Raw genomic sequence first — 16,642 nt, 5'->3', positions numbered from 1 at the left:
TTCGGCTATTGCCCTCGCAGGAGTGGCGTCGTCCTCGCTCGCGGCCGCCGACGCCATGGATCCGGCGCTCGCGCGGCTCGTGCGCGACCCGGAGCCGAGCCTCGGCGGCGCCGCCGTGCCCTGCCGCATCACGGGGCCGGAGGGTGGCCTCTACTACAACCCCGCTTCCCGTTATCAACGCTGCCTGACCGACGACGCTGCGTTCGCCAAGCTCATCGCGCAGTACGGCTTCGCGGTGGCGCCATCGGCGATGCACTCGGCGCGGACCACGGGCTACGGCGGGTTCGAGATCGGCATCGAGGCCAACTACACGAAGATTGACAGCGACGCCGATTATTGGAAGCAGGGCACGCAGGGGCCGCAGGATCCGACCAGCAAGAACTTCTCCATCGAGAACCGGAGCCCGGACTCCTTCCTGCAGCACTACTCCCTCAAGGTCCGCAAGGGTTTTCCGTTCGGGTTCGAGCTCACCGGCGCCGTCGGGTTCCTCGCCAACACCAGCCTCGTCAGCGCGGGCGCCGACGTGCGCTGGTCGCTGTTCGAGGGGTTCCGCCGAGGGCTCCCCGCGATCCTCCCGGAGCTCGCCGTCGGCGGTAGCGTCCGGAGCGTCACCGGGACCGAGGAGTTCCAGCTGACCGTGGCCGGCGCCGACGCAGTGATCTCGAAGCCCCTGCCGATCGCCGGCACGGTCGTGATCACCCCCTACGCCGGCTATCAGTGGCTCCGGATCTTCGGAGACTCGGGGCTCATCGATCTCACCCCGAACACCGACGCCGTGAACTTCTGCAACTTCCGAGGGGTGAACTCGCCTGCCAACCCGGTGCAGGGGCAGGACGGCAACCCGCTCCCGCACGACGGCCAGCCGGTGTGCGATGGCGGCTCCCAGGCCGACTTCAACAACACCGTGGTGTTCGACGCCGTGCGCATGAACCGCCACCGGCTCCATTTCGGCGCGCAGCTGCGGTTCCAGATGGTCAAGCTCGGCGCGCACTTCATCACCGACATCGTGAGCCCCGAGGACGCGAACCAGGGCGAGGCGAACGAGATCGACGGCGAGAACAAGTTCGCCGGGCTCGGGTCGCAGTGGACCCTCGGGATCGATCTCGGCGCGATGTTCTGAGACCCGCTGCGCCGGGGACGCTCGCCAGGAGCCCTCCGGCGCAGACCCGCTTCGAGCGGACGCGGCTCGCTGCGCTCCTCAGCGCTTCGAGCTCAGATCGGGCAGCGCGTAGCCGAGCTCGGTGAGGAGCGCACGGAATGCGCGGTCCTCGTTCCGCGCCACGGTGAGGTGCTCCATGAACTTCTTGAAGTTGCCCTGAGCCGCCGCGTCGGCGGCGCGCTCGCTGTTCTCGAGCACGAGCAGGAGGTGCGGGTGCGCCTTGGAGACGGAGCTGGGGCACTCCATCTTGCTCGCCACCCGGGCGCGCGCTTCCGCGAGCGCATGCACCACCATGACGAGCTCCTTGTCATGGGTCCGCGGCAGGAGCATGTCGCCCTCCCTGCGCGCCTCGTCGAGCAGCAGGCTCGCCCTGTCCAGGTAGCTCCCGGCCCAGGCCGGCAGCGCGACGAAGAGCGAGCAGAGCGCGACGGTGAAAGCAAGCATCAGGTGACGGATCATCGACTGGGTCCTCGGTCGTTCACGGTTTGCTCGGAGGACACCTCGCCGGATGGCGGGCCCCCCCTGCCCTCGGGCGCACCTTGCAGGGCCTCGGCGGCTGCCCGTCCATCGGATGCTGCGGCCGAGGGCTCCGGCGCGGCGCACGAAAGGAGCGCGGCGCGCGCGGCCGCCTGCTCCGCAAGCTTCTTCGACCGGCCCCGGCCGGTGCCGATGACCTGGCCGTCGACCTCGACGGCGACGAGAAACGCGCGGTCGTGGTCGGGCCCCTCCGTGCCCATCAGGCGGTAGCGCGGCGACGCAGCGCCGCGCGCCTGCACGCGCTCCTGCAGCTCGCTCTTCGCGTCACGCCCGAGCAGGCTGCCGCTCGCGAGCTGCGCGAGCGGGCTCGCGGCGATCTTCCGGCTCAGCGCCCGCGCGCTCTCGAAGCCGCGATCGAGGTACAGAGCCGCGACGAGCGCCTCGGTGGCGTCGGCGAGCACGTTCGTCTGGTCGCGCTCCCCGGCGACCTCCGCGCCGCGCCCGACCCGGAGCGCCGCGCCGAGCTCGATCCCTCGCGCCCACGCCGCCAGCGCGTCCGTGTTGACCAGGGCCGAGCGCATCATCGAGAGCTCCCCCTCCCTCGCCCCCGGAAAGCGCTCCATGAGGAGCTCGGTCACGCACAGGCCGAGCACGGCGTCCCCCAGGAACTCGAGGCGCTGGTTGTCCACGCGCCGGCCACCTCGCTGCTCGTTCGAGAAGCTCGGATGCGTCAGTGCCTCCTCGAGGTGCGGCAGGTCCCCCTCCAGCCCCAGATCCAGACGTTGCAGCAGCTCGCTCGGGAGCATCCCCAGCACCTTGCCCACGCGCAGCGTCAGCCCGCGCTCAAGCGGTCGGTCAGCTCTGCCAGCTCCAGGTCGAGCGCGGTCAGACCGCCAGCGTCATGCGTGGACCACGCGACCCGCACCTTGCCCCACGACAGCGCGATCTCCGGGTGATGATCGCGCCGCTCGGCCAGGAGGGCGATCTGCATCACGAACCCAACGCCGGTGCCATAATCCGGAAACGAGTAGCTCCGCTCGATCTGCTCGCCCGCTCGCACCCAGCCCGGGTGAGCAGCGACGAACCCGGCGATCTCATCGTCCGAGAGCCGATCACGCTTGCCCATGGGACGCAACTATGGGCTAAGCCCCGCCCCGGTGGAACCCCGGAATGCGTCCCCCGCCCCGCGCGGCGTCTCCCGCGCGCGCCGTTCGTCGTGCGCTATCCTCCCGCCTCGATGACCGGGCTTCACGCCTGCCCCTTCTGCCGGGAGATGTTCGAGGCGAAAGAGGCGTCCACGTGCCCCGCCTGCGGCCTCCGGCTGGAGGCGCTCGCGAAGCTTCCCCCCTCGTACGACGCGCTCCAAGAAGAGCCTGACGAGCCGCTCCCGCCGCACATGGAACCGCTCCCGTGGACCTACGCCGGGCGCGGCCGGGGCGCCCTGCTTGCGCTCGCGCTCCTCGGGCTCGCGGCGTTCTTCGCGCCGTGGATCCACGAGACGGCCCCCGAGCTCCGCGACCTCAGCGGCTTCGGGCTCGCGCGACGGCTCGGCTGGATGTGGGCCCCGGCGGTCGCGTTCTTCGTGATGATCCCGCTCGCGCTGACCCGGAGGTCGATCCACAAGATGCGCGGCGCCCGCGTGGCCGTCGCTTTCCTCGCCGCGGTCGCCCTCGTCACCGTCGCGATGCGCCTGATGTTCACGCCGGGCAGCACGCTGCTCCGTCCCATCCGCTTCACGTGGGGCTACGGGCTCTACGCGACCGGGGCGATCGCGCTGCTCGCGCTGTTCACCGCGGCGTTCTTCGGCGGAAGGATCGACGACCTCCCCACGGGGCAGCGGCGGCGGGGCAACGAGGTGCTGCACTGAGCACGCAGCGCGCACGCCCCGCGCGTTGACCGATGACGACCGGTGTTCCGACGTCGCCAGGTCGCCGGGTCGCCAGGTCGCCAGGTCAACCGAAGGCCGTCTTCCGCGATAAGACGCCTTGCGCGCGCGCCAACGCAACGCCGACGCCGATCGGAGCCCGGAGGACGCGCCGGAACCACGCGGCGCGGGAAGCTGGAAGCTGGCGGAGAGAACGCGCCAAGCGCGTGGCCGGTGGTATCTCGGGTCGACAGGCTCGCCCGCGCGACGTAACCTTGATGGGAGTGGCCTTTGTCCGCTGCTCGAAGGTGCGCAATGGCCAAGCGATCTGCCAGCGGACGCCGTGAGCTCTCGCGGGACGACGAGACGTTCGATGTCCCCGCGGCGGTGCTCTGCGCGTGCTGCGGACAGCCCGACTGCGCCGGGTGCTCCGCGGCGAGCGACGAGGGCTCGGGGGTCGTCGCGATCGTCCCGTGGGAGCGCCCGATCGGCGGGGTCTGGTCGCGGCTCTGGGCCACCTCGAGGGCGACCACGCTGGGAGCCGAGACGTTCTTCGCGACGATCCCCGACGGCGCGCTCCCCGCGGCCATGCGCTTCGCCCTGCTGGCGGAGACGCTCGCGATCCTGTCGATGATCGCCGCCCTCCTGCCCCTCGTCGCGCTGGCGCTGCCGAGCCTCACGCTGGAGCTGGCTCGCAACCCGGCCGCACGCGCGAGCGCCCTCCAGTGGCTCGCGATCGGCGTTCCGGCGGTCACCGTGTGGATGGTGCTCGCGCACACCTTGCACGGCGCCGCGCTCGACCTCGGGGCACGGCGCCAGGGCGCGCGGCCAGAGCGCCGGCGCGCGCTCCGCTTCGGGCTCTACGCGTGCGGCTGGGATCTCATGGCCGGCCCGCTCGGCGCGCTGGCCATGCTCATCACGGGCGGCACCAAGGGAGCCGAGCAGGTCCTCTCCGCCTCGCTCCGGGTACCGGGCAAGGCGTCCATGGCGCTGCTCCTGGGCGTCTACGCGCTCCACCCCGACGCGGCGGAGCGCGCTCGACGCGCCGGGAGCATCGCCGCGCTCGCGCTCACCATCGCCTCCGGCTTCGCCGCCATCGCGCTCGCCATCGCCTTCAGCTGACACGCCGTTCAGCGCCCTCGGGGGTGTCGCCCTCGGCGGCGTTGCCCCCGCGGGTCTCGAGCGCCCATCCGTGCGCGCCGGCAGCCTCAGCGCATGTCGTGACGCGGCACGGGCGAGGGCGGAGGCGCGCCCGGACGCCGACCGCTCGCGAGGGTGCCCGGGCGCCTCTTCGGCTGCAGATCCCCCGTCGAGGTGATGTCGATGAGGTCCACGAGCTCGGGGGCGTGACCGGAGACGTCCTGCACTCGCAGGCGATCGAGGAGCTGCTTCACCTGCGCCTCGGCCTTGCCGTGCGCGAGGATCTGACGGATGGACGGCGCCTCCTGCTCGAGCGAGCGGCTCACGGGTTTCCTGCTCTGGCGCCGCCACAGCACAGCAAAGCCATCGCCCTCAGGCACGGGCTCGGGCACGAGCTCCGCGTCTTTCACCCCGGCGGCAGCCGAGAGGAGCCCCGGGTCGACCTTCAGCCCCGGCTCGGACGTGGTGCCATCGGACGCCACGAAGCCGAGATCGCCGCCGCGCATGCTCGTCGCCTTGTCGAGCGATTTCTCGCGCGCGATCTCCTTGAAACGCTGGGGTGACGGGTCCTTCTTCAGCTCGGCCAGGATCGCCTCGGCCTCCCCGCGCGTCGGAACGAGGATGCGCCAGAGCGCCACCATCGCCGGCGAGCTGAACCTGTCGCGGTGGGCCTCGTAATAGGCGCGGACCTCCTCGTCCGTCACCGGGGAGCTCGCCGCCGCCTCCGCCTGGATCCGCTGCAGCAGCGCGGAGCGCAGGACACCGCGCACGCGATCCTGCACGTCGGCGCGCTCCGTCAGCTTCTGCGCGGCGGCCCCCTGGGCGAGGAGCAGCTCGCGCACGAGGACCTGGTTGACGAAGTTCTTCCGGATCTCTTCCGGGGTGCGCCCGAAGGTCTGGAGCTGAAACGGCGGGACCTGCGCGAGCCTGCGCTCGACCTCCGACGCCATGATCGCCGCGTCGCCGACGCGCGCCACCAGGGCGTCCGCAGCGGCCGCTGGCTGGGCCTCAGCGCGGAGCGACAGGCCGGTCGACGCCGCGCACACGACCGCCATGGCGGCCGCGCCGAGGTGGAGCTTCAGCGTTCTCGCGGGCATCGGAGCGGGTTATCCCCGCGCCGGCAGGCAAGGTCAAGCTGCCCCGCGGCGCGCTGCCTCGGCGGACACGCCACGCTCGTCCCCGCGTTCACCTCCGCGCTCGCCGCCCCGCAGCACCCCGGCCTTCCGCAGCGCGTGCGCGTCGAGCCCGACGAACCGGTACACGTCCGCGGAGAAACCGTAGGCGCGGTGGAGGTGCCTCAGGCCCTCCACGAGCTCGGCGGTCACCTCGACCGGGGGCGGGGGCGGGTACGCCTTGCGGATCGAGGCGAGCGGCTCGCCCAGCTCCAGGAGCTCCTCGACGCGCGACAGCACGTCGATCGGCTTGAGCGCACGCTTGCCTCGCCGTGCGACGCCCTCGGCCAGCTCGGCGAGCAGGCGTTGGCGCCGGCGCTCGGTACGGCCGTCTCCGGCGCGGCCGCCGCCGCCCAGGAGCAGCTCGTTGAACCGGCGCGCGGCCCGGCGCTTCTCGACCGCATCCGGACTTCCCCGGCGGTTCTGCGCACCGCCACCCCGCTTGGCTGGACGTGGCGCTTTGGTGGACCCGGCCGTGCGGGCCGGCGAGCTCTTCGTCTTCACGATCCTCGGCAAGAGCACAGCGCGCTCGAGGAGCCGGTATTCCCCGGCACATCTTCTTGCTGTCCCGGCAGTATAGACAGCTCATCCTCCCGCTTCGAAGAAAGCGGCGGGCGCACGGTCATGCTCGCCCCGCGCGGCGCTGGACGTCAGCGCCCGCCTGCGCACCACGCGAGGGCCGTTCCGACGGCCGCGATCAGCCAGGCCGGCCACGTCGCGCGCACGAAGCCGGCGACGTCCGACAGGGCGCCGCGCCGGGCGCGCCGCACCGCCTCGGCGTGGCCCACCCGGCGCAGCTCCTCGCGCGCGATCTGCTCGCGCTCCTCGTCGTCGAGCGGATCGCTGCCCGCCAGATGGTGCAGGTGATGTGTCACCTCGTGGTCGATCGTCTCCTCGATCTCCGCGTCGATGTCGAAGCCGGGATCCTCGCGGGCTTCCGACCGGAACGTCCGGTAGAAGATCCGGATCTCCGGAGGATGGGCGATCCCGAGCGCATCCGCGGGTGTCCCGGGCGTGTAGCAGCCGAGCAACGGCTCGCCTCCGTCGTCGCAGGCCGGCACGCCTGCGTCGATGAAGAGATCGATGTTCCGCACGCCGCGGGCCTCGTAGATGCGCCCGGCCGCGGCGCGGACGCGCGCCTCGAAGCCGTCGAGATCCGGAAAGGCGCTCGAGGGGCTCGCCCGAGCCCTCGTCCCTGCCCTCGTCGAGCGGGGCTCCCCGAGCGCGTCCGCGTCCGCTCCGGGAGCGCGCAGCGGGGCGCGCGCGAGCTCCCGCGCGAGCGGCACGTCGAGATCGTTGCGGGCGCCGCAGCCCTGGCAGCGGTGGACGGCGAGGAGCCGCGCGGGGTAGCGCGCCTCGTGGTAGAGGTCGACGATCGCCGCCCACGCCTCGTCGGGAGCACCGGCGAGCGCGTCGGCGATCACCGGCGCGCGGCGCTCGCGGCCGAGCGCCGCGATCCCCATGGCCACCACCAGCGACGGCGTGACGCGCAGGACGCCGTCGTCGGGCAGGCGGAGGAGCGGCATCGCTTCCTCGACGGTGCGCTCCACGAGCCGCACGACGCGGCAGACGGCGCGACCCACGCGCAGCGCCGGGATCGGGTGCGACACGCCGAAGTCGAACGGGAGATCGAGCTCGGGATCGTCGAGCTCGCCATCGGTGAACGGCCCGATCTCCAGCAGGCCCGACGGAGCGACCTCGAACGGAGCGCTGCAGTTCTCGCAGGTGTAGGCGCCTGGCTCCTCGGGCACGACGCCAGCAGACGCGAGGAGCGCGCGCAGGACATGGGCGTCGGTGAGCGGGAGGCCGAGAGGATCCAGCGGCGCGCCGCGCGCGTCGGCCAGGACCGACGGGCCCGCGAGGACCTGCACGTCGAGCGCGCACCTGCCGATGGATGCGCGCTCGCCGCCGCCGCGGCCTGCGGGAGCGCCGAAGACGGACGAAGCGCGAGCGCGCGCGGCGGCGTCCGACAGGCGCGCCACGCCGCCGGAGGGGAGGTGGACCTGAGCGGGGAGCAGGCGTCGCGCGGGCGCAGGCATCGCGGCGGCCTATATAGCGGGTGGCTCGCCTCAGGGGTCGTCGGGACGCGGCGGGCCGCCGACGGCGCCCTCGTCGGTCGGAGCGAGCGATCCCCACGGTTCGCGATCCCTGTCGGTCTCGGACGGCTCGCTCGCCGCGCGGCCGACGTCGAGGCCGGCGGCGCTGGCGAGCTCGGCGGCCACCGCCGCGGAGAGCGAGCCTCCGCTGAGCGGTGAAGCGCCGGCGACGGTCGAGATGGGCGACGGCTCCGAGGATGGGCGATCTCGGCGGCGACCGCGCGCGAGCACCGGCGCGCGCTCCCCGGCGCCGGCCGGATCCGGCGCGGCCGCGCCCACGCGATGGACGGTCGCGCGCAGCTGCACGCGCCCGAGCGACAGGCTCGCCGCGCTGGCGGGCGGCACGCTGGACGAGAGCTCCGCGCCCACGGGCACGCCTGTCCCGAAATCGAGGTAGCGGGTGATCGCCAGGGCGTAGATGAGCTTGCGCACGGTCGGCTCCGGCGCGACCCCCGCTCGGAGGAGCGCGGCGAGCGTGGGCGTGGAGCTCTCCAGCGCCTCGATCACCGCGAGCTCGCCCTCGCGGAAACCGAAGCGGCCAGGCTCGAGGGCGGGGTGCAGGCGGAGGGGCACGGCCCCGATCCGCTCCAGGGTCCGCTGGAGGCGCGTCGAACGCTCGCCGTGCTCGCGCAGCCCCGCCCAGAGGAGCGCGAGGGGATCGACCTTCGCGGGATCTCCCCCCCACTCGGCCAGCGCGTCGAGGCCGTCGAAGTAGCGGTACTTCGTCTCCGGGGGCAGATCGAACAGGCGCACCATCCGCCGCACGAACTGGACCTGGGCGAGCCAGTCGATGGTCGCGGCGTCGACGCACCCCGACAGCAGCAGCACGTCCCCCAGGAGGCCCCTTGTCGCGAGCGCCTCCGCCAGGATCTCGGCGGTGATCACCCCCTCTTCGAGCAGGATCTCCCCGAACCGGGCGTACCCGTCGCTCGGACGGATCTTCACGGGGTTCCCCCGGACGATCCGCAGCGTGTGCTCGGCGCCCGTGGGCTCCACCAGGATGAGCGCGCCGGTCAGCCGATGCTCGACGGCATAGACGAAAAGATGAGCGAACGGCGTCCGCTCCAGATCTCCTTCCGCCGTCGCGAGACCGTCGGGAGACATCCTGGGCCAAGCTACCATAGCGCGCGCAAGCCGGATCCCCCTTTCTCCACGCGCGGCGGCGCGGAACCTGGTCCGGTGGCGCTGACGTCGCCGGTCCCGGAGCGCGCGGTGCACGCGCCGCCACACGCCGCCACACGCTGCCTCGGGCGTCGGGTCGCCGCCATGGATTCTTGCCGCCGCCGACGCACGCTCGACGCACTCCACGGCCGTTTCACGCACGTTCAACGCCCGTTCACGCACGGCTTCCGGCGGAGTGCGCCTGCGCTCCGGCCGGGTGCTCCGCGCTCCAGCGTCAGGCGCGCAGCCGGCGGGCATCGGCCGCGGCGGTTCCGCGCTACGGTGGCAGACATGCCGCGCGGACATGTGCTGGTGCTCGACGACGAGCGGGCGATCTTGACGACTCTCCAGAAGGCCCTGTCGCTCGAGGGCTACACGGTCGACGTCGCCGGCGGCGTCGGGGTTGCAGAGGAGAAGCTCGCGAAGCGGAGCTACGACATCGCGCTCTTCGACGTCTCGCTGCCCGACGGTGACGGCGTGGAGCTGCTCCAGCGGATACGCGCGCTGGGCTCGGAGCTGCCTGTCGTGATGATGAGCGGCCACGCGACGGTCGACGCCGCCGTCCGCGCGACGCGGCTCGGGGCGATCGACTTCCTGGAGAAGCCGCTCTCGACCGATCGGCTGCTGCTCGTGCTCGAGAACACCCTTCGCCTTGTCCGCGCCGAGGCCGAGGCGAAGGCGCTGCGGACGCAGACCGGCCAGGTCGGCGAGCTCATCGGAGCGAGCCGGGCGATGCTCGACCTGCGCGAGCAGATCGCGCGCGCGGCGAAGGCGACCGCGACGGTCTTCGTGACGGGCGAGCGCGGCACCGGCAAGGAGCTCGTCGCGCGCGCGATCCACGGCGCGTCGAAGCGGGCGCGCGGGCCGCTCGAGAAGATGAACTGCGCCGCGGTCCCGAGCGAGCTCATCGAGAGCGAGATGTTCGGGCACGAGGCCGGCGCGTTCACGGGCGCGACGAAGCAGCGGCGAGGCAAGTTCGAGCGAGCGAGCGGCGGGACGCTGTTCCTCGACGAGGTCGGGGACATGCCGCTCGCGATGCAGGCGAAGCTGCTCAGGGTGCTCCAGGAGCGGGAGATCGAGCGCGTGGGCGGGCACGAGACGATCAAGGTCGACGTGCGCGTGGTGGCGGCGACGAACCGCGACATCGAGGCGGCGTGCCGGGAGGGGCAGTTCCGGCCGGATCTCTACGATCGGCTGAACGTGCTGCCGCTGTCGCTGCCGCCGCTCCGCGCGCGGCGCGAGGACGTGCCGCTGCTCGCGCGGCATTTCCTCGCGCTCGCGACGCAGGCGAACGATCGGCCCGGGATGGCGTTCACGGACGGCGGGATGAGCGTGCTGGTCGCCTACAGCTTTCCGGGGAACGTGCGGGAGCTGCGCAACATCATCGAGCGGCTGGTGATCCTGACGCCCGACGAGGCGATCGACGAGGGCGACGTGAAGGTCTGCCTCGGAGGGCAGCAGGCCGCGATGAAGGGCGGGCTCTTCCGGCCGGGGGTGCCGTTCCGGGTGCTCGCGGAGGAGGCGGAGCGGGCGATCCTGGAGGAGGCGCTCGGCCATCACGGAGGGCAGATGGCCGCGACGGCCCGGGGGCTCGGGCTCGAGCGGAGCCACCTGTACAAGAAGTTCAAGGCGCTCGGGCTGCGGGGGGACAAGGGCGAGGCGGAGGACGAGTAGGGCGCCACGGGAGGCGGCCCTCCCGGGGGGCCGCGCCGAGGGGAGGGTCTGCGCGGCGGCCGCGGGTGGGCGCTCGGCCATCCGCCGAGACGGGAGCGCGGAGCTTACGCTGAGAACACCGCCCGGCATGTCTCCCTTCGGGCCTTGCCTCCTGGGACGTTTCGTCGCGCGCCACACAAGGCGCGCCTGAGACGTAGAGCCTGCTGGGGACCTTATGGCACCTCGGTCGGTGCTCGTCGCGCCCACCCGCGGCCGCCGCGCAGACCCTCCCCTCGGCGCTACGGGAGTGGAGACGCGGGACGGGACGGACGACGCATGGCCTGGACCGCGACGGGTGTGGTACGCGGAACCAAGATGCTGCGATCGCTGCACTTGGAAGGCGTGGGGCCGGCCGACCAGCTCGACTTGGGGCTCGGCGAGCGGCTGAACGTGCTCACAGGAGACAACGGGCTCGGCAAGAGCTTCGTGCTGGAGGTCGCCTGGTGGGCGCTCACCGGAACGTGGACGGAGCGGCCCGTGCTGCCACAGCCGGGTAAGGAGGCGAGCGCACGCATCTCCGGGGAAGCCAAGCCGGGCACCGAGTTCGAGCAGTTCGAAAGCAAGTACGATCGTGTTGCTCAGCAGTGGCGCGACAGGTTCGGTCGCGACATGGGCCGCAGCTGGACCAATACTCCTTCCGGGGTGGTCATATCTTCGTGGATGCGCGGCCTGGTCCCGGTACTCCACGTCCGTACGAATGGCGCGTGCTCCGTCTGGGATCCCTGTCGAAATATTCCCTCGATGGGCAGCGCTCTGTACCGGCTCTCGTCGTCGCCTTCGCCCGATCCGCAGCCCTATCTCTTCGAGGAAAGACAGCTCTGGGACGGGCTCGTTCACGAGGGAAAACCCGTCTGCAACGGGCTCGTCCAGGACTGGGTGACGTGGCAGCTCGAGGCGGCGGACAACGACGGGGCTCACCCGTTCGAGCTCCTCTGCCGCGTGCTCGATCAGCTTTCTCATCCCGAGGAGACGATGAAGCCCGGCAAGCCGGTGCGGCTCTACCTTGACGACGTGCGCAAGTTCCCGACCGTCGAGCTGCCGTACGGCACGATCCCCATCATCCACGCGTCGGCCGGGATGAAGCGGATCCTCGCGCTCTCCTACCTCATCGCGTGGTCCTGGTCGGAGCACGTGCAGGCGTCACGCCTGATCGGCTGGCAGCCCTCGGAGCGCATCGTCGTGCTGATGGAGGAGCCCGAGACGCACCTGCACCCCAGGTGGCAACGCCACATCGTCCCTGCGCTCCTCGGTGCCCTGAGCGGGCTCTCCCCGTCGATGCGCCCGCAGGTGCTGCTGACGACGCACTCGCCCCTCGTGCTCGCGTCGATGGAGCCGCACTTCAAGCCGGCCAGGGACAAGCTGTTCGTGTTCGAGCTCAACGGCACTGACGTGACCGTGCGCGAGCTCCCCTGGGCGAAGCGCGGCGACGCGATCGGGTGGCTCACGTCCCCGGTGTTCGGCCTGGAGCAGGCGCGCTCGATCGAGGCGGAGCGGGCCATCGAGGCTGCAGAGGCGCTCATGCGCGGCGAGACCAGCGCTCTGCCGGACGGGCTCAGGACCGAGGAGGAGATCCATCGGGAGCTCATGCGCCTCTTGCCGGATCAGGATCGCTTCTGGCCGCGCTGGATCGTGCGCCGGGAGCGGGCGGGCGCATGATCCCGTTCGAGCGCACGCCTGAGCCCGCGGACTTCGATGTCAGAGTGCGACAGCCCGGCCAGCGGTGGCTCGCCGAGGGCGGCGCCAAGAGGATGCCGGACTACTGGCGGCGCGCTGCGCGCGACCTCCGGGCAGCTTTCAAGGGCTTGTGCGGCTACACCGCGATGTGGCTCTCGACCCCGGGGACCGTTGACCACTTCATCTCGCGCGATGAAGATCCCAGCCTCGCGTACGAATGGGCCAACTTCCGCTACGCGGCGGCGTGGATCAACAGCAGCAAGAGCGCGCTCCGCTCCGACCAGGTGCTGGATCCATTCGAGGTCGGAGACGGCTGGTTCGAGGTGATCCTCCCCTCGTGCCAGATGGTGCTGACCGATCGCTGCCCGCCCGAGCTCCGTGATCGCGCGCAGACCATGCTGAAGCGGCTCAAGCTCGGCCATGGCGAGGAGATCGTCTCCGTCCGGCAGGAGTGGTACCGGATGTACTGCGAGGGCGAGCTCAGCCCGGAGGGCCTCGCGCACTGGGCGCCCCTCATCGCGCGCGCGGTGCGGAAGCAGCGGGAGCAAGCAACCGCCGAGCCGGCGGCAAGCGACGGTGCCCCGCGCTCCGCGCAAGAGGAAGCGTCGAGCGCATGACTGCTTGCCGCGCGGTGAGAATCGGCCGTGGAGAAATGTTCGCCCAGCAGCGTCTGCCCCGGAGCGGCAGACGACACACCAGAGCCTGTCGCATAAATCGCCAGCCAGGCTTCAGAAGGCGCTGTGCCATCAAGTAAGGCGGTACTGTCGACCGTTTCCGGTTCGCCGAAGGCTCCCAGCTGCCTCCTCCTAACCGTTTCCGGTTCGCCGAGGGCTCCCAGCTGCCTCCCCCAGACCGTGTCCGGTTCCTCGAGGGCTCCCAGCTGCCTTCCCATAACCGTTTCCGGTTCGCCGAAGGCTCCCAGCTGCCTCCTCCTAACCGTTTCCGGTTCGCCGAGGGCTCCCAGCTGCCTCCCCGTAACCGTTTCCGGTCCGCCTGCGGGGCCGGACCCCGCGCATCTTCACCCAGCGCGCGGCGATTTGCTCTGGCACCACGTGAGCGCCGGAGGGGGTCTCCGCGCGGCAGGGCGCGGGTGGGCGCGGCGAGCACCGACCGAGGTGCCATAAGGTTCCAGCGGGCTCCACGTCTCAGGCGCGCCTTGTGTGGCGCGCGACGAAACGTCCCAGATGGCATGGCCCGAAGGGAGACATGCCGGGCGGTGGTGCATGCGCAAGCTCCACGCTCCCGCCTCGGCGGATGGCCGAGCGCCCACCCGCGCCCTGCCGCGCGGAGACCCCCTCCGGCGCGTGCAGCCGGGATCTCCGCCCTCCCCTCTCCCATCGCCCGAGCCTCAATCCGGCATCGCCCGCGGCGCAGGCGGCGACGCGCCCTTCATCGCCTTCTGGTACTCGAGCGCCTGCTTGGCGTAGTCGTCCCGCTTCATCTTCGCGTACGCCTTGGCGAGCTCCCCGTAGATCTCCGCCGCATCCCCCGGCTTCGGCCCGGACAGGAGCGCGCTGTTCAGCTCGTAGATCGCCGACACGTGCCGCCCCGTGCGCGCCAGCGCCCGCGCATAGAGCCGGTGGATCTCCGGGTTCGCCACGTCGACGAAGATCGCGCCCTCGCCGACCTTGCGCGCCTCCTCCCACGCGCCGCGCTCCACGAGCAGCCGTAGCAGCCGCCGCCAGACACGACGATCGTGCTGGTCGAGGAGCGCGAGCCGGCGCAGCGCCGAGAGCTCGCCCGCCGCGTCCTTCTGCCGGCGCGCGAGGTCGTAGAGCCCCTGGAGCGGCTCGGCCTGCGTGGGATCCTGGCGCGACGCCGCCTCGAGGTTCGCCTTCATCTTCGCCGCGTCCTTCTTCAGCTCGGCGAGATCGGCGAGCTTCATCCGCACGACGTAGCCGTCGTTCCCGTCGGCGATCATCTTGCTCAGGAGCCTCGCCGCCTCGTCGGGCTTCTTCTCGGCGAAGGCCGCCCGCACCTTGAGGTAGGTCGCGTCGGGCTGCTTCGGGTCGACCCGGATCGCCTCGGCGAGCACCGCCTCTCCCTCCTGGCGCTGCCCGTCCTCGAACAGCGCGAGCGCGAGCTCGACGAGCCGCTTCGCGTCCTTCGGAGCGCGCGCCGCCGCCTTGCGCGCCTCGTCGAGCGGCGGCGCGTGCAGATCCGGGACGTACTGCTTCTCGTAACGCTCGAGGCGGGGCTTCAGCCACGCGCGGAAGCGCCGGTCGAGCTCCTCCGCGCTGATCCCGAGCGACTCCTTCACAACCTCCTGCGTCCGCTTGCCCGCGGCCCACCGGGGCAGCATCGAGACCACCTTCGGGAAGCCGAACTCGCCCGCCATGAAGACCACGATCTGGCTCGCCGCGAAGTAAGCCATCGTCACGTCCTCGATGTCGTCGACGTGCGTGAACGCCCGGTTGAACCCGTCGACCGCCGGGATCCTCCCGCCCTTCAGGGCGGCGAACAGCGCCGGATCTTCCTCACGGTGCCACTCGGGCCTCCGCACGATCGTCTCGTACTCGCTGAGCCCCTCGGTGAACCAGCGCGGGACGTGGTTCTTCGAGAGCTGGATCGCGAAGACGTGCCCGAGCTCGTGCCACAGCACGTTCCCCCAGTTGAACTCCCCCGCCGCCGGGCTCAACGCCGCGAGCGTCTGGCCGAAGCAGACGCCCTGGATGCCCACGTTGGGCAGGCCGCTCGTCCTGACGCTGAAGTTCTCCGTCGACGCGTAGAGCTCGATCGAGACCGGGACCTTCGGCGTGAAGCCGTACCGCTTCACCATCGAGCCCCAGGCCTCCTCGAGCATGCGCGGCACGTACCGCTCGAGGATCGCGCGCTCCTGCTTGTGGTAGCGGACGCGGAACGTCTGCCCCTCCACGGTCACGTACTGCGCCGCGATGTCCTTCTCGTAGAGGTTCAGCGTGTTGAAGACCCGCACGTTGAAGCGGTCCTTGTCCCACGCCGTCTGGAGCGAGAGCACGCCGCTCTTCTCGTCGCCGGCGCGGATCAGGTTCAGGCCGAGCGTGGCGTGCGCCTTCGCGTCGTTCGGATCGACCTGCGTCGCCTCCCCCATCATCTTGACGATGTCGTCGTAGCGATGCTCCCACTCCGCGAACTCGCCGACGATCTGGAAGAACCGCGAGAACTCCGGGTTCAGGCCGAGCACCTTCGCCTTGATGGCCTCGAAGCCGGCCGCGTCGTCGGCGAGGAAGCGGCCCGCCGCCTTGATCGAGAGCAGCGCGAGGTCGTTCGGGTTCACCTTGAGCCCGCGGTCGGCCGCGGCGTCCGCGGCGTCGATGTCCATGTCGCGGAGCGCGAGCCCGGCGCGGACGAAATACGCCTCGGCGAGGTTCGGATTCACGGAGAGCGCCTGCGCGACCTCGCTGTCGGCGCCGCCGAAGTCCATCGCGCTCTCGAGCTTGACGCGCGCCATGGCGACGCGGCAAAGCGGATCCTTCGGGGTGAGCTTGAGCGCCTCCTTCACGACCTGACCGGCGTGGCCGGGGTCGTATTTGTCGAGGAACAGCTCGGCCCGCCAGAGCAACGTCTCGACCCGTTGCTTGCCGCCGACCTTCTCGGCCGCGTTGAACGCGTCGTTCGCGTCGCGCGCGCTCCGGAGCAGGTGCGCCGCGCGCCCGACAAGCGACAGCCCCTCCGCGTCGCTCGCGGTGATCTTGTCATCGTTGTAGTCGTCGATGATCGTCATCAGCGGCGCGCGCGCCTCGCCCCGCTTGCCCGACTCGATCAGGAGCTCGCCGAGCACGAGCCGCGCGCGGCGGGCCTCGTCCTCCCGCTCCACCTCGCGCACCGCCGCGATCGCCTCGGCCATCCTCCCGCGGCGCGCGAGCGCCTGGGCCCGGAGCGGCGCGGCGGCGATCCGCGCCTCCTTGCCGAGCGCGGCGGCGGCCTTCGCCGTCTTCGCCGCGTCGTCGTAGCGGCCCGTGAGCAGCTCGATCCGCGCCTTCGCGAGCAGCGCCGCGGCGCGCTCTTTCCCGCCCTGGAGGCTGAGGATGACCTTCTCGGCCTCCGCGTAGTCGCCCTGCGCGAGGAGCGCCTCCGCGCGCGAAAGCGAGGGGGACGGCTCGCCGGAGGCGGGAGCGGCGGCCGCGCAGGTGGCGGCGACGAGGAGAGCGGCAAGAGAGCGGCGGATCGAGTGGTTTCGCATGTCACCCCGTGCGCGACCGTTCGT

General features: G+C 71.7%; 14 protein-coding genes. 6 read left to right on the top strand and 8 right to left on the bottom strand.

Annotated elements, in window-relative coordinates; translation table 11 throughout:
- Positions 1-22: 22 nt before the first annotated feature.
- On the top strand, positions 23-1,120 hold the full coding sequence (locus tag WME82_RS09510) for a hypothetical protein (protein ID WP_438042568.1): 1,098 nt from the start codon (positions 23-25) through the stop codon (positions 1,118-1,120).
- A 78-nt stretch (positions 1,121-1,198) separates the two neighbouring features.
- Here WME82_RS09510 and WME82_RS09505 read toward each other — a convergent pair whose 3' ends face one another.
- Genes WME82_RS09505 through WME82_RS09495 form a run of 3 tightly spaced genes read right to left on the bottom strand, consistent with a single transcriptional unit; the run spans position 1,199 to position 2,762 of the window.
- Positions 1,199-1,618 carry a hypothetical protein gene (locus WME82_RS09505; protein ID WP_438042567.1) on the bottom strand — a complete coding sequence of 140 codons (420 nt, stop codon included), beginning with the start codon at positions 1,616-1,618 and terminating at the stop codon, positions 1,199-1,201.
- The gene (gene rnc / locus WME82_RS09500) at positions 1,615-2,442 is read right to left on the bottom strand and encodes a ribonuclease III (RefSeq protein WP_437745160.1); all 828 of its coding nucleotides are present in this window, start codon (positions 2,440-2,442) and stop codon (positions 1,615-1,617) included. The genes WME82_RS09505 and rnc overlap by 4 nt, the downstream gene beginning before the upstream one ends.
- Before the next feature lie 26 nt (positions 2,443-2,468).
- Complete coding sequence (locus WME82_RS09495; RefSeq protein ID WP_437298751.1) at positions 2,469-2,762, bottom strand: 4a-hydroxytetrahydrobiopterin dehydratase; 294 nt, start codon at positions 2,760-2,762, stop codon at positions 2,469-2,471.
- Between the two features lie 111 nt (positions 2,763-2,873).
- Between WME82_RS09495 and WME82_RS09490 the strand changes: the two genes are divergently transcribed.
- On the top strand, positions 2,874-3,503 hold the full coding sequence (locus tag WME82_RS09490; RefSeq protein WP_438042566.1) for a hypothetical protein: 630 nt from the start codon (positions 2,874-2,876) through the stop codon (positions 3,501-3,503).
- 312 nt (positions 3,504-3,815) lie between these two features.
- Positions 3,816-4,622, top strand: a complete 807-nt coding sequence (locus WME82_RS09485; protein WP_437745158.1) for a hypothetical protein — start codon at positions 3,816-3,818, stop codon at positions 4,620-4,622.
- A gap of 86 nt (positions 4,623-4,708) precedes the next feature.
- Here the strand turns inward: WME82_RS09485 and WME82_RS09480 are convergent, their stop codons facing one another.
- From WME82_RS09480 to WME82_RS09465, 4 genes are all read right to left on the bottom strand, one after another.
- Positions 4,709-5,737 (bottom strand): peptidylprolyl isomerase, encoded by a 1,029-nt coding sequence (locus tag WME82_RS09480; RefSeq protein ID WP_438042565.1) that lies wholly within the window; start codon positions 5,735-5,737, stop codon positions 4,709-4,711.
- A gap of 33 nt (positions 5,738-5,770) precedes the next feature.
- Entirely contained in the window at positions 5,771-6,316 is a 546-nt protein-coding gene (locus tag WME82_RS09475) for a hypothetical protein (protein ID WP_438042564.1), read from the bottom strand.
- A 146-nt stretch (positions 6,317-6,462) separates the two neighbouring features.
- Entirely contained in the window at positions 6,463-7,851 is a 1,389-nt protein-coding gene (locus tag WME82_RS09470; RefSeq protein ID WP_438042563.1) for a metallopeptidase family protein, read from the bottom strand.
- 30 nt (positions 7,852-7,881) lie between these two features.
- A complete protein-coding gene (locus WME82_RS09465; protein ID WP_438042562.1) occupies positions 7,882-9,012 on the bottom strand; it encodes a hypothetical protein in 1,131 nt (376 codons plus the stop codon).
- Positions 9,013-9,360: 348 nt separating this feature from the next.
- Between WME82_RS09465 and WME82_RS09460 the strand changes: the two genes are divergently transcribed.
- The 3 genes from WME82_RS09460 to WME82_RS09450 all read left to right on the top strand — a co-directional run bounded on the left by WME82_RS09460 (position 9,361) and on the right by WME82_RS09450 (position 13,073).
- Entirely contained in the window at positions 9,361-10,743 is a 1,383-nt protein-coding gene (locus WME82_RS09460) for a sigma-54-dependent transcriptional regulator (RefSeq protein ID WP_437745153.1), read from the top strand.
- 354 nt (positions 10,744-11,097) lie between these two features.
- Complete coding sequence (locus WME82_RS09455) at positions 11,098-12,438, top strand: AAA family ATPase (protein ID WP_438042561.1); 1,341 nt, start codon at positions 11,098-11,100, stop codon at positions 12,436-12,438.
- A 44-nt stretch (positions 12,439-12,482) separates the two neighbouring features.
- A complete protein-coding gene (locus WME82_RS09450; protein ID WP_438042560.1) occupies positions 12,483-13,073 on the top strand; it encodes a hypothetical protein in 591 nt (196 codons plus the stop codon).
- A 731-nt stretch (positions 13,074-13,804) separates the two neighbouring features.
- On the opposite strand, the gene WME82_RS09445 is transcribed toward WME82_RS09450, so the two are convergent.
- Positions 13,805-16,618 carry a tetratricopeptide repeat protein gene (locus WME82_RS09445; RefSeq protein ID WP_438042559.1) on the bottom strand — a complete coding sequence of 938 codons (2,814 nt, stop codon included), beginning with the start codon at positions 16,616-16,618 and terminating at the stop codon, positions 13,805-13,807.
- Positions 16,619-16,642: the final 24 nt, after the last annotated feature.

Origin of the sequence: Sorangium sp. So ce128, assembly GCF_051525245.1 — a bacterium.
GTDB lineage: Bacteria > Myxococcota_A > Polyangia > Polyangiales > Polyangiaceae > Sorangium > Sorangium cellulosum_B.
The sequence above is the reverse complement of the archived record's forward strand: the minus strand, read 5'-3'. Positions and strand labels throughout refer to the sequence as shown.